Source organism: Bacteroides ndongoniae (genome assembly GCF_900108345.1).
In the GTDB taxonomy this organism is placed as follows: Bacteria; Bacteroidota; Bacteroidia; order Bacteroidales; family Bacteroidaceae; genus Bacteroides; species Bacteroides ndongoniae.
This window is the reverse complement of sequence record NZ_FNVV01000014.1, coordinates 1101273-1115991: the sequence shown is the minus strand read 5'-3', so window position 1 is coordinate 1115991 and position 14719 is coordinate 1101273. Positions and strand designations below refer to the sequence as shown.

Sequence of the window (14719 nt, the reverse complement as noted above, 5' to 3'; positions counted from 1 at the left end):
GTATTCCTGTTTTTAGAAGGATAATTTTGGGATCGATGAATTTTATATGTGCTTGACAAAATTAATTTGTGTTCAATATAAAATCAGCCTATCTTCGTATCGGATGTTGCCTACTATCGTATCGGATGTTGCCTACTATCGCATCGAATGTTGCCTACCTTCGACTTGAATGTTGCCTACTATCCCCAAAGGTTTTGGTAATATACGATATATTGTTGGATAATATGTTGAAATATAGATATTTATCTGTGGATAGGTGGCGGAAGTTGTAAATGTTAAAGTCTTTCTTAACTATTATTCTCATATTGGAATATATTTCACTTTCCAATCGAACCATTTTCTTGTAGTCATGATAATGTAAAAATGCAGTAAAACAATCGAAATGACATAAGCGTGTTGAGTAGAAATACGATTTAATTCGTATCTTTATAAAACAGAAATCAGAATAAAGATATGAAAAGACTTGAAACGGTATTGTTTTTTCTATGCATGGCGGTTGTGTTATGGTCGCAAAACAGTGTAAATCTGTCGCAATTGCCTCAGGAACATCCACGTTATCTTACTACTCCACAGGGCAAGGATGAAGCATGGAAGTTGATAGAAAATGAGAGTTGGGCAAAGGACGTATTTGAAAAACTGAAGCAACGTACGGATAAATACACTGAACGGACGGAAAGTCAACCGGATTGGTTACTGTCGCGATTGGCTATGTACTGGACTTCACATGCAACCGATGTTTATATCAAGGGGGAAGTATTTGACCATGCAGGTGGGGCGAAAGCACCTGTCCCTACTGTACGTTATACGGGAACCCGTGGAACAGTTGCTACTTATGGACGCCCCCGGTTGGAAGATGTGAAACCGTACGATGATGATGAAGCTGGTAATGTTACCTTTCACAATAATACCTTGCCCGGACGCCCTTTAGAGAAAGTGCATCCTTCTAAAACCGGACGTAATATTGAGAGCCTGAACCGTGAGATTGTTGGGATTGCGCGCGATGCTGCTTTTCTTTATTGGATGACCGATGACGAAAAGTACGCACGACTGGCAGCTGGCGTATTCGATACTTATATGCAAGGCATTTATTATCGTAATGTTCCGGTCGATCTGAATCATGGGCATCAGCAAACCTTGGTGGGTATGAGTTCGTTTGAGGTGATTCACGAAGACATTCTTTACGATCTCGTTCCGTTGTACGACTTTCTGTATAATTATCTGAAGGAACATTATGCCGCCAGTATGGAAATTTATGCCGGCGCTTTCAAAAAATGGGCGGACAATATCATTGCCAACGGGGTTCCCCACAACAACTGGAATCTGATGCAGGCTCGTTATGTGATGGATATCGGCCTTGTGCTGGAGGATGATGACGCTTATGCGGATCGTAAGGGGCGCAGATATTATATAGATTATGTACTCAACCGTTCCAGTATCCGTCAATGGAGTTTGAAACGCCTGGCCGATTATGGCTATGACCCTCAAACCGGTATTTGGGCCGAATGTCCCGGTTATAGTAATGTGGTACTGAACGATTATACCAGTTTTACCACTCTTTTCGACCGCAATTTGCATGTCGACCTTACTTCCGAATTACCGGTTATTCCGAAAGCTGTTTCGGCTTTACCTCAATATCTGTTCCCAAATCGTATGATATGTGGCTTTGGTGATACGCATCCGGGATATCTGAACACGACTCCTATTGTCCGTATGATACGGAACGCTCGTGCCAACGGTAAGAAAGAGCAGGAGAACTTTTTCACAGCCATGCTGAAGTGCTTCGATCCTGAGTCGGCTACCCAGACGGAGACTTCCGGTAAAGTGCCCGTTTCCATTCATTCTTTTTTTGGAGAGAAGCCACTTACTCTTGATGAAGAGATAGCCGCCGGTAAGGTTGAAGATTATGTATCTCCTTTATTCTATGCTCCAAACGTGTCGTGGTTGGTACAGCGCAACGGAATGAACCGTCGCCACAGCTTGATGGTTTCTCTAAATGGCAGCGAAGGCAATCACATGCATGCCAATGGTATTTCGATGGAATTATATGGTAAAGGATATGTGCTGGGACCTGATGCCGGTATCGGACAGTACTCATACAGTGGTTTGGATTATTTGGAATATTATTCCCAGTTTCCCAGCCATAATACGGTGTGTGTGGACGGTATATCAAGTTATCCGGTCATGAAGAGTAATCATGCTTTCAAGCTTCAATCCTGTTATCCGGCTCCCGCACTTGCTTCACTTGCTGGTGAAGACAAATTTCCGCCTGTCACTTATAGCGAAGTATATTTCCGTGAGCCGGAAAGCCGTGCTGACCAGACCCGACTGATCGGCATTGTAACTACGGGGGCAGAATCAGGATATTATGTCGATATCTTCCGTAGCCGTAAAGAATTGGGAGGAGACAAGATGCACGATTATTTCTATCATAATCTGGGGCAGACAATGAATCTGACCGCTTCGGACGGTACCGATCTGCTTTTACAGCCTACCGATGAACTAGCTTTTGCCGGAGCTCATTTATATGCCTATTCCTATTTGTATGATAAGTCGTGTACCCTTACCGATAAGGATATCAAGGCTACCTTTACCATACAGATGCCGGATAAAGATGATATTTATATGAATATGTGGATGAAAGGTCAGCCGCAGCGTACTGTTTTCAAGGCGCTTAGTCCCATGACCGAAGGACTGAGCCGTACTCCGGGCATGCCTTATAATATAAAGGAACAGCCTACGCTTACCTTCGTAGCACGTCAGGAGGGAGAAGCTTGGAATCGTCCCTTTGTAGCAATCTACGAGCCTTCGTCTGCCATGGAGCCCAGTCTGATAGAATCTGTTACGTTCCCTGAGGTGACTTCTAATGCAGAGGGCAGCCATGTGGGCATTTGTGTGAAACAGAAGAAAGAACGTACCGACCATATTCTTTCGTCGGACACTGCTGCACATGTATGTAGCATGGGGCAAATGAAAGCGGCTGCTACGTATGCTTTGTGGGGGAAACAAGGTGAAACAGATCACATATTTTTTATGGGTAATGGTACTTATGCGGAAACTCCTCGTCTGACAATAAAGGCTGATAAGAATATAAATGTTCTTTTGGAAAATCTGGATGGAGAATGGTATTATACAGCATCTGGCCCCTGCCGAATTTCTTTGGATGGAAAACAGTATGTCATCAGTCGTGCGGTTGAAGTGAAGACTCTGCTGCATTAATGGGAAAGTCTACTTTGATTATCTTTTTTCTATTATTTTTCTGAAGATGATTAGGCGTATGTTGAGGAATCTTCGTATAACCAGCAGTACAAACTAAAAAATATGAATATAGAAATGAGATTGAAAAGAACCCTGTTGGTTACAGGTGCCTTGTTAGGCATTGTTTACAATGCTTGGGCACAGAATCGACTGATTACTTATCCCGCTCCCGAAGGCGAGGAGATGAAAAACGACTTCGTTGTCGATGTGCGTGAACCGGGAGGCGAGTGGAAGCAAGTAGATACGTACGCTGTCAAAGTGGATGAAGTAAGAGATACCAAACATCATGTGGAAAAGGCTTCGTTGGGCTATTTCGACTTTTCGGGCGAGGTGGAAGTTAAAGTCCGTTTTTGTCATGGTAGCATCGAGACCGCCCGTGTGCGTCCTCTTTCATACGGTATTGTACCGACTGTAACGGATAGCGTACTGACTTTCCGGTTGGATCGTCCACGCAATCTTTCGGTAGAGGTCAACGGTGATATTTTTCACAATCTTCACTTGTTTGCCAATCCGATTGACGTGAACAATCCGCTGGAAGGAACGACGCTGAAGAAACTGAAGCGGCGTCGTGACCTGATTTATTTCGGTCCCGGTGTACATCGTCTGCCGGGCGATACGTTGAATGTTCCGTCTGGAAAGACGGTCTATGTAGCAGGTGGTGCTGTAGTCAAGGGATGTATCCGTGCAGTGAATGTGCGCGATGTCAAGATACTGGGACGCGGAAAAGTGCACCCTGAAGGCAGAGGAGCCGGGTTGAGCATTGTTAACTCGAAAAATGTGCTGGTCGATGGTTTGATTTCTACCCAATGCCCTACGGGCGGTTCGGACAGCGTGACGATACGCAACGTGAAGGTCATCAGTTCCTATGGCTGGGGTGACGGACTGAACGTATTTGCCAGCAACAATGTCCTTTTCGACGGAGTGTTTTGCCGCAATTCGGACGACTGTACCACCGTTTATGGCACACGTATGGGATTCGTAGGCGGATGCCGTAATATTACGATGCAGAACTCTACGCTGTGGGCCGACGTGGCTCATCCCATCTTTATTGGTATTCACGGTAATGTAAAAAATCCAGAGGTGTTGGAGAATCTGAATTATGTAAACATCGACATTCTGGATCATAAAGAGAAACAACTAGACTATCAAGGTTGCCTTGCTATCAATGCTGGCGACAATAACCTGATTCGTCATGTCCGTTTCGAGAATATCCGTATTGAGAATTTCCGTCAGGGCCAGTTGTTGAATCTGCGTATTTTCTATAACAAGAAGTATTGCCAGGCACCGGGCCGAGGTATCGAAGATGTATTTTTCAAAGATATTGTATATACAGGCAGCAATGCGGAGGTCTCACAGATTATCGGCTACGACAAAGAACGTCGTGTGAAGAACATCCGTTTCGAGAACCTGGTCATTAACGGTGTGCGTATCGCAGATAACATGCCCGGTAAGCCGACCTGGTACAAGACAGGCGACATGGCACGTATCTTTGTGGGTGAACATACCGAGGGAGTGACGTTTGAGTAAGAATGGATCGGTTCTGAAGTTTATGAGTCTTTTGATTTGGTGAATTAAAGGGTGGAAGAATGAAGGAAGAGAAAAAGAGATGTTTTTTGGGTTGCACAATCCGAACTTTCTGTCTATCTTTCGGCTCATTATTATTCATTGAAGGCTGTTGGAGTGAGGACGTATAGTTCTGTAACTGACGGCTAACAAAACTGATATTTGTTATGAGAAACATCACTTCTTCCGCTTCGTTTGCCGACTCCAAGCCTCATTATGAGATTCTTGATGGATTGAGGGGCGTAGCAGCATTGCTGGTCATCTGGTATCATGTTTTCGAAGGTTTTGCAACCAGTCCTGTCGATCAGAGATTCAATCACGGCTATCTGGCTGTCGATTTTTTCTTTGTTCTTTCTGGCTTTGTGGTGGGGTATGCTTACGATGACCGCTGGAAACGGATGAGGTTGGGCGATTTTTTCAAGCGACGCCTTATCCGTTTGCATCCCATGCTGGTAATGGGTGTTCTGTTGGGGGCTTTGTCTTTTATGGTGCAAGGTAGTGTGAAATGGGACGGGACACCGGTTACTTTTTCTGATGTGACGTTGGCCACATTGCTGGGCTTGTTTCTGATTCCGGCTCTTCCCGCTTCAGCACCGGAGGTACGTGGAAATGGTGAGATGTTTCCGCTCAATGGTCCCAGTTGGTCACTTTTTTTCGAGTACATCGGCAATGTGCTTTATGCCTTGTTCCTCCGCCGTTTGTCTACAAGGTGGCTGACTGTATGGGTGGTGCTGACAGGGGCTGGACTGGCTTCGTTCGCTTTATTCAATTTATCAGGATTCGGGCATTTGGGCGTGGGATGGTCCTTGTTGGAATACAATCTGCCCGGTGGTTTACTGCGTATGATGTTTTCCTTTTCGGTAGGATTACTGATGTCGCGTCTATTCAAGCCTGTACACATTCGGGGGGCTTTCTGGTGGTGCAGTTTGGGAGTAGCCATATTGCTATGTGTGCCTCATTTGGGGACTGGTGGTGCGTGGTGGCATAATGGGCTTTACGATTCCCTTTGTGTCCTTTTTGCTTTTCCGTTGTTGGTATGGTTTGGTGCTTCGGGGCAAACGACAGACCGTGCTTCCACACGTGTTTGCAAGTTTCTGGGTGATATTTCCTATCCGCTTTATATCATCCATTATCCCTTTATGTATTTGTTCTATGCTTGGGTATGGCGCAAAGAACTTTCTTTCTCTCAGGCGTGGCCGGTGGCGACAGCTGTATTTTTAGGCAGTATTCTGCTGGCTTATCTTTGTCTGAAGCTGTATGATGAACCGATTCGTCGATGGCTGAGCAGAAAGTTCCTTGAACGTAAGTCTTGACCGTAGTTATCTTGGGGAGAAATGTGGTGGAATTTGGCTTTTTTTCTATTTTTGCATATTCTTATTTGCTATATAGGAGAACGAGAAAATGCCTTTGCTAAGATTTTTTTTGATATTTGTGCTGTTGTTTGTTGCGGCAGGAGGTGCTTCCGCTGACGAGTATACTGTAACGGCTATCGGCAATGATGAAATAACATGCCGTTTCGAAGACAATCGTATTAACGCCATTTATAAGGATTCGGACGGTTTTGTCTGGATAGGTACAGGAGCTACTGTGGAACGGGTCGGCGGTCGCCGTTCGTTGGCCTATCATTTTGCTGAAGAAAGGCAAGGCATAGCTCCAGCTCCATTTCTGGTAAATGCACTTATCGAAGCCCAAAAACATGAACTATGGGCAGCTACCATTCAGGGGGTCTGGCGTATGAATCATGTGGCTCATACGATGGAACGGATGTTTGCCGACGAAATAAACTTTCCCGTACAGGCTTTAGGTAAAGACGAATCGGGAACCCTCTACATAGCTACTACCAACGGACTTTATATCTACGATGGCAGCCGCTTGCGTCATATTGTGATGGACGAGAAAAATGCTATTTCCGCTCGTAATCTGATTATGGACATAGCTGTAGTGGGGTCGCAGGAAGCTTGGCTGTTGACAGCCGAGGGACTGGTGCTATGTGACACTCGTTCGGGCGCATTGAAATTTTATCCTTGTCCATTAGCTTCTGCGGGTCGTCTGTTTTGTCTTGTGGAACGGGAAGGCTGTCTGTATATTGGAACCCAGCAAGGTGAGGTTATCACCTTCGACTTGTCGAAGCGTACTTTTTCTTCTTTCTGGAAAAGCGATGTACAGGTGCCGGTTGTAGCTTTGGATTGGGAAGCCGGTCTGCTTGGTGTAGCAACCAAAGGACAGGGACTTTATCTGCTTTCAGCTACGGAAGGAGCAACCATGCGTCACTTTACTTACGATGGTGAAACAGGTCAGGGGCTATTATCCAATATGCTTTCTTCGGTCTTGCTTGCCGGGGACGAAATCTGGTGCGGAACCGATTATTATCAAGGGATGAACCTGTTGAAAAAGAGAGATGCCTCGTACCGGCGTTATGCACGTGGTCTGTTTGCACGCCACGATGTCGGGGTGCGCAGTTTCCTTAAAACCGGTCATTATACGTTTGTCGGAACACGCGAAGGATTTTATTGTGTAGACGAACGTACTGGCAACATTCGTCTGGTCAGTGTTTCGAGAGCAGGGGAGGGGCATCTGCGTTCTAACCTGATTTTCTCTTTTTTCGATAACGGTGATGAAGTCTGGGTCGGGACCTGTGGCGGTGGTCTGGCTGTGTTCAATCCTAAGGACGGGACTTTCCGCGAAACTCCGTTGACCCGGACCTGTGTATCTAACGACATTTTTATGTTTCAGGACGATGGCGAGGGGCTGGTATGGCTGGCGGCTTCCGACGGACTTTATTCTTACGACCGGCGTTCCGGCGATATACGCGACTATAACGCTTCGGGCAGTGGGATGCCGGGAAATATTGTTTACGGCATTTATGTGGACTCGAAACAGCGTTTTTGGGTCGGGACGGACAAGGGACTGACGCTGTTCGACCGCTCTACCGGACGTTGTTCTTCAGCCGGATTGCCTTCAGTCTGTTCTGCTGCAGTACGTTCCATTTACGAAGGGCGTGACGGAACCTTGTTTTTCTGCCTGCTCGACAATCGGCTGCTCGTGGCCGACAACGAACTGAAACATTTCCGGATGTTGGATGCGGTGAGGTGCCATACGGTGATGCAGGACAGCTTGGGCTTTTATTGGTTGGGCGATGCAACCGGTTTGCTGCGGATGGACGAGAAACTGGAAGGTTATCGGCTTTTCGGTATGGAGGCAGGTTTGTCTGTCAGTTCCGGAGCTCCGATTGCGAAAGATGAGAACGGGCAGTTATGGGTGTGTGCCACGAAAGGAGTGTATACCATTATTCCGCAACAGGAATATCCGGACCTGTCAGTGCGCATCACGGAAATGTTTGTCAACGGTAAGCCGTATGCCGACCACTATGTGTTGTGTTCCGATACGGTACTTGTGTTGGAGCCGGATGAGAATACGGTGACTTTTCAATTCTTCCCGTTGGGCTATCGTGCACCGGGACAGGCCAGATACCAGTATATGCTCGAAGGTAAGGATTCCACTTGGATCGACTTAAGCGGTGAAGACAAAGTATCTTTCTTTGGTTTGCCCTCCGGACAGTATAAATTCAGGGTTCGCGAGTATATGAATCGCGATTCCGAGGATTTTGTTTCGTTTGTTGTCGGCACTCAGCGTTCGTGGTTGCTTTATGTGGTTGTCTTGGGAGGCGTGTTGGCAATATCTGCATTTGTTGTTTACAGAATACGGAACAGGAAACCTGTTGCAGATGTTCAGGTAGAAAGTCCGGTACAGGCCCTGCCACCAGTTCAACCGTCGGAACCGGCACCTGAGGCTGTGCAGTCGTCTGCGGAAAGTTACTCGAAACTGAACGAAGCCGAGGCACAAGCTGTCATCGAAGCCTTGAAGCGCTATATGGAGGAGCAGCAACCTTATCTCAATGTCGACTTAAAGCAGTCGGACGTAGCGGTAGCTGTGGGGTATCCCACTTATCTGCTTTCCGCAGTATTTACCCACCACCTGAAGATGGGCTACTACGACTTTGTCAACAGCTATCGGGTAGAGCGTTTCAAACAGTCGGTAGCCGAAGGACTTCATAAAAAATATACACTGGTCACCTTGGCCGAGAAATGCGGCTTCAAATCGAAGGCCTCCTTCTTCCGTGCTTTCAAGAAGTTCACGGGCAGCACGCCAAGTGAGTATATCCAGCAGCATGGCGGGGAGTAATATGCTTGTCAGAGCATAGCGGCGATTTTGTGAACTTGTGCCAGTTTTTCCATGAATGACTGGTCTTTTCGGGCAGTCTGCATATTATATTTCAGTTGTAAACGCATTAAGGGTTCTGCTTCTATTCCCAAAGCAGCCTCAAACAGTAATGCTGTTTTCTCTGTTAGCGGGCGGTGGGCATTGAGTATTTCGTTTAGCACGGAATATTGCATGCCCATTTGTTCTGCCAGTTTCCGTTGAGATATCCCTCTGTATTCGATTTCTTCTTTCAGGATTTCTCCAGGATGTGTAGGGTAAGCGGGTTTTAACTGGTTGGCACACATTTCTGTTTTCTTTTCGGTATCCATCTTTTTACTTATTGATAGTGGTTAGACAAATCTGTTATGTTGCGCATATTGTTGCAAGGATTTCACCATCTTTTACTTTTTCTTCAAACTCTATTCTGTATTGATCATTGACTCGTACTGATGAAAGCCCTACTTTATTCCCTTTCAGTTTTTCGTAGTTTAACGAATTGTAGTTTAAAAGAGATTGTACATTCGGTAGTTCTATCATCAGGTCAATAATCCGGATGTATTTACGGATTATCTGTGGTTGGTATCGGTGTTTTTTGTCGGATACCCCTTCTGTGTATAATTGTTCTAAATACTTTTCGTTGAAGTAGATTTCCATCTGATGCCCTTTTACAACGTTATTATATTGCAAAGATATGATTCTTTTTTGAATATTCGCAAAAAAAGCGAATGTTGTGTATATTAGAGTGAGCATTCAGCTCGTTTAACTCCCTCTTTAGCGTCCCCAAGTCCCTCTTTAGCACTCTAACTATGCTTGTGAGCCGCACTTGCATTGCTTGTGAGCCGCACTTGCATTGCTTGTGAGCCACGCTTGCATTGCTTGTGAGCCACGCTTGCATTGCTTGTGAGCCACGCTTGCATTGCTTGTGAGCCACGCTTGCATTGCTTGTGAGCCGCACTTGCATTGCTTGCGAGCCGCACTTGCATTACTTGTGAGCCGTGCTTGCATTACTTGCGAGCCGTGCTTGCATTGCTTCTCGGCAATCCGTTTGCCTGTTTTTCATTTTACCATTTCACTTTTCAGATGGGTAGGGTGAAAGCTGTGGTCATCTTGTTTCATCCGCGTCATTGGTGGGGTATCCTTTCACCCCGTTTTGAGAATAGTTTTTCCGAATCTGCCTTCACGCCTTCACTTTGCACGTAAATCGCTGACGACGGGGGGATTATGGTGAAACTTCACGCTTCACCGTCTCTCACCATGAGTCTCACTCGTTTGTGAGAATTCTGTATATAGCTGATAATCAATGCTAATTGCTTATGAAGTCTCATGCTTGTGAAAGATACGTTTCACCATGCTTTTTCTTTCATTTTTCAATTCCGATTGCTTATATTTGTAAAGTGAACTACAGAGGGATGCCTCTATGGAAAACAAAAACTGATAAATTGTTTGCTTTATGAGCTGGAAAATCTTCTTCCCGATGTTTCTGGGACTATTGTTCTGCCTGTTGCCAGCAGGTGTCTGTGCCGATGAACGCGTTCCGCGGCTGGAAGGAATGAGTGTGGAATATGTGGAAATGCCGTTGGCTGTCGATGTAAGCTGTCCGCGTTTCGGATGGCGTATGGTGGGCGACAGCACCGTGCGCGGACTGCGGCAGGTGGCTTACCAACTGGAAGTGACCGATGAGCATGGCACATTGGTGTGGAACTCGGGTTGGGTGAAAGATAGCCGTTCGCAGAACATTGAATATAAGGGAAAAACGTTGAAACCACTGACGCGTTACGACTGGCAGGTGACGGTGTGGGACAGCGAAGGCCGGCGCCTGCAACAGACTTCCCACTTCGAAACCAGCCTGCTCACCACGGACGGCGTGGAAGGCTGGGGAGGAGCCCGCTGGATTGGTGGGGGAGACGATGACCGGATGTTTTATTCGCCTTACCTGCCTGTATTCAAGCTTAACCTCACTTTCCGCCTGCGCGAGGGAGCCGCTTCGCGCAAGTTGGCTTTCGTGTACGGTGCCAACGACCGCCGGCTGATGGATGCCAACATGAATCTGGAGCATTTGGAGAACGGGCGTGACAGTTCTTATATAAAGGTTGAGTCCGACCTTGCACCATTAGACTCCGGCCGTGCCGCCCGTCTGAATGTCTATCGGGTGGGGTACGCTGCTGCCGACCGTGCGGACGTTCCTCTCCGTTCTTTTGAAATACCGCTCGCTGTGCTGGATAAAAGTCGGATGCACGCCCTCCAGTGTTTTACTCTCTATTCCGATTTGGGTTTTACCCGTTTCTATAAGGACGATACACTTTTGGGCGAGGAAAATCTCAATCCGTTGGGGCGGGGTGGTGACTTCATCGCTTTTCCGGTGGTGGGCGATGTCGGGTTCAGCGTTGGCCATCCGGCAGACCTGGAGGAAGCAAACATCGAAATCTGCAACTTCCGCAGTCCCGAGAACCGTCTGGCTTTGGTGAAGATGGAGCAGGAGCGACTGGAGCAGTCGGCATACGGCTATTATCTGGTGAATCCCAGCCGCAATGCCGCGCCCATGCTGCGTACGGAGTTCAGCACCCGACGGGCGAAGGTCAGCAAGGCACGCCTGTGCGTCACGGCACGGGGTATCTACGAAATCTACCTGAACGGCCGGCGCGTGGGCAACGATTACTTCAACCCCGGCATGACGCAATACAACAAGACCCATTTGTATCAGATTTACGACGTCACTTCCCTGCTGACCGAAGGCCGGAATGTCTTGGGTGCCGTGTTGGCCGAAGGCTGGTGGAGCGGGGGAGCCACCTATGCGGGCGAGAACTGGAACTTCTTCGGCGACCGCCAGTCGCTGTTGGCACAGCTTGTCCTGACCTACGACGACGGTACCGAGCAACGCATCGTCACCTCGCCCGACACTTGGAAGTGTTTCACCGGCGGGCCGGTGATTTACGGCAGCTTCTTCCAGGGTGAGGTTTACGACGCGACTCGTGAGATGGCTGTCGTAGGTTGGGCACGGGTCGGTTACGACGACTCGGCCTGGCGTCCCGCAGTGGAGGTGGCAACGGCAGGCAACGTCAGCACCGTGGGCGGGGGCAACACGCCGCGTGTGGACGACTACTCCCGTTTCCGGCTTGTAGCCCAGTACGGGCAGACGGTAAAAGCGGTGCGGAAACTGACGGCACGCTCGGTAGAAGAAGTGCGGCCGGGCGTCTTCGTTTATGACATGGGGCAGAATATGGCCGGCGTGCCCGAAATCGCGCTGGAGGGCATGGAGCCCGGACGACAAATCTGCCTGCGCTTTGCCGAGGTGAAATATCCCGACCTGCCCCGCTATGCCGGAAACACGGGTATGATAATGCTCGAAAACATCCGGGCAGCCATGGCACAGGATCTTTACACCACCCGTGGCGGACGAGAAACCATCGCGCCCCGTTTTACCTTCCACGGTTACCGCTATGTGGAGATTACCGGCATTGACCGGGCACTGCCTGTGGAGGCTGTCCGCGGCGTGGTGCTCAGTTCGGTGGATCGTCTGGCTTCCCACTACGAAACTTCGAATGAGAAGGTCAACCGCCTGTGGCAGAATATCGTATGGTCCACTTACGCCAATTTCCTTTCCATCCCTACAGACTGTCCGCAGCGCAATGAGCGTATGGGCTGGGCAGGCGACATCTCTGTCTTTTCGCGCACGTCCACTTACCTGACGGATGCCGGACAGTTTCTACGCCGTTACCTTCGCGCTATGCGCGATGTGCAGCGCGAGGACGGTCGCTTCCCCGACGTGGCGCCGATGGGAGTAGGCTTCGGAGGATTGCTGTGGGGCAGCGCGGGTATCACCGTGCCCTGGGAGGTCTACCGGCAGTATGGCGACCGCGCCCTGCTGGCCGAACACTACGAGGCCATGTGTCGCTATATCGACTATGTGCTAGCCAAGAATATCGACCCACAGACTGGCGTGCTGGTGCAGGAAAAGGTGTGGGGCAACCTGGGCGACTGGCTCGGCCCCGAGGACAACAAGAACGACAAGACCCTGATGTGGGAGGCCTACTTCCTCTACGATTTGGAAATCATGTCGAAGGTGGCTGCCCTGCTGGGGCGTGAGACCGATGCGGAGCGCTACCGTTCGCTTTACAAAGAACGGCTCGACTTCTTCCGTCGCACTTATATTTGTCCTACGACAGGCAAGACCATCGCTTCCGGTGCTGACGGTCCTGCCAAAGGGCAAGCGGTGGACATACAGGCCTCGTACGTGCTGCCGCTGGCTTTCGGATTGGTGGAAGACAGCCTGAAGACCCGCTTCGCTGCGAACCTGGCGCATACCATCAGCCGTGCCAATGTGGCGGACAACGGTCGGCAGTGTCCATCCTATTCGCTGATGACGGGCTTCATCGGAACCGCCTGGATTTGTAAGGCACTTTCGGACGGCGGGTACGATGACGTGGCCTACCGCCTGTTGCAACAGACTTCCTATCCTTCGTGGCTTTACTCCGTGGAGCAAGGTGCCACCACCATTTGGGAACGGCTCGACTCGTACACCCACACCGACGGTTTCGGCGAGAACAATCGCATGAACTCCTTCAACCACTATTCTTTTGGGGCGGTGGGCGCCTGGATGTATGGCTATTCATTGGGTATTCAGTGCGATGAGGCTTCGCCCGGCTTCCATCATTTTGTGCTTCGTCCCACTCCCGACCCGACGGGACAGATGAAATACGCCAAAGGATATTACGATTCTCTTTATGGCCGCATCCGCAGCGAGTGGCGGTTGGCCGACGACGGCAGCGTACACTATTTGTTCAGCATCCCCGCCAACACTACGGCCACGCTTTACCTGCGTGCAGATTCTGCTGACAGCCTCACCGAAGGTGGCCGGAAGTTATGCCGCGGCAGTCGTGGTGTGGAGCAGCTGACCTGTCGCGACGGGTGGGTAATTCTGGAACTCCAGTCCGGTACTTACAGCTTTGTAAGGCATTAATAGGGGCGGGTTGCCCCTACGATATAGGGGGGTAAAACAAAAGTGACCGCATTTTGATATTTTAGGCACGGATTACGCGGAAAGCACGGAGGAAGAAAATGAATATTAATCCGTATAGTTTCGCGTAATCTCTGTGTCTAAAGGAAAGAGTTTCCTTAATCTGTATTCTTTTCATTTCATCACCCGAAGGGGGGCAAAACAAAAGTATCAGAAACTCTCCTCTTTCGGGAAGGTTGTTCTCCCCCGATAACGGGGGAGGTAAGAGGGGGTGAGTACCCGAAGGGGGAGGTGGTAGGTGAAAACATAAAGTGTTAATATACAGCGTGTCGTAAAACCTACCACCCCGCCCGTTGGGCACCCCTCCTTCTCGAAGGAGGGGAGTCAGATACCATCACTTGGTTTTGACACAGCCACCCGATTTCCTTTGCTTTCAGATGCATGTTAGCGACAAAAAGGCTGCGCACGGGGAGACGCAAGATTTTGCGTCTCTACAAAACGGTGTGTGCAATACTGCAAATGGTTATTGTTTTTTCTTTTTCTCTTTCTCGTCGAGTATCACTCATTTGTGATACTGTTGTATGCTATTGATAATCAGTATATATTCTTAAGGTTGTATCATGCTTATGCGTGATACGTATTCCGCCTTCTTTTTGTTTTTCATGTCTCGGGTTCATTCTATTTTTGCATTGAGCTCCTCGGAAAGAGGGCGCGATGAATTGTATAATTTGAACCTACAAAAACTAA

Annotated in this window: 7 protein-coding genes; 5 read left to right on the top strand and 2 right to left on the bottom strand. The window is 48.6% G+C overall.

Translation table 11 applies throughout. The features are described 5' to 3' along the window. The first annotated feature begins 489 nt into the window (after positions 1 to 489). The 4 genes from BQ5591_RS15520 (at position 490) to BQ5591_RS15505 (ending at position 9000) form a co-directional block, all read left to right on the top strand. On the top strand, positions 490 to 3216 hold the full coding sequence (locus BQ5591_RS15520; RefSeq protein ID WP_235817136.1) for a heparinase II/III domain-containing protein: 2727 nt from the start codon (positions 490 to 492) through the stop codon (positions 3214 to 3216). 114 nt (positions 3217 to 3330) lie between these two features. Then, complete coding sequence (locus BQ5591_RS15515; protein ID WP_071150764.1) at positions 3331 to 4782, top strand: glycosyl hydrolase family 28 protein; 1452 nt, start codon at positions 3331 to 3333, stop codon at positions 4780 to 4782. Between the two features lie 203 nt (positions 4783 to 4985). After that, a complete protein-coding gene (locus tag BQ5591_RS15510) occupies positions 4986 to 6131 on the top strand; it encodes an acyltransferase family protein (protein ID WP_071150022.1) in 1146 nt (381 codons plus the stop codon). Between the two features lie 88 nt (positions 6132 to 6219). Next, entirely contained in the window at positions 6220 to 9000 is a 2781-nt protein-coding gene (locus tag BQ5591_RS15505) for a two-component regulator propeller domain-containing protein (RefSeq protein WP_071150021.1), read from the top strand. A gap of 8 nt (positions 9001 to 9008) precedes the next feature. Here the strand turns inward: BQ5591_RS15505 and BQ5591_RS15500 are convergent, their stop codons facing one another. Together BQ5591_RS15500 and BQ5591_RS15495 are read right to left on the bottom strand one after the other, a co-directional pair. Further along, positions 9009 to 9347 (bottom strand): HigA family addiction module antitoxin, encoded by a 339-nt coding sequence (locus tag BQ5591_RS15500; RefSeq protein WP_071150020.1) that lies wholly within the window; start codon positions 9345 to 9347, stop codon positions 9009 to 9011. 34 nt (positions 9348 to 9381) lie between these two features. After that, entirely contained in the window at positions 9382 to 9672 is a 291-nt protein-coding gene (locus tag BQ5591_RS15495; protein ID WP_317042584.1) for a type II toxin-antitoxin system RelE/ParE family toxin, read from the bottom strand. Positions 9673 to 10468: 796 nt separating this feature from the next. Here BQ5591_RS15495 and BQ5591_RS15490 point away from each other — a divergent pair. Then, positions 10469 to 13975 carry an alpha-L-rhamnosidase gene (locus tag BQ5591_RS15490; RefSeq protein ID WP_071150019.1) on the top strand — a complete coding sequence of 1169 codons (3507 nt, stop codon included), beginning with the start codon at positions 10469 to 10471 and terminating at the stop codon, positions 13973 to 13975. Positions 13976 to 14719 lie beyond the last annotated feature (744 nt).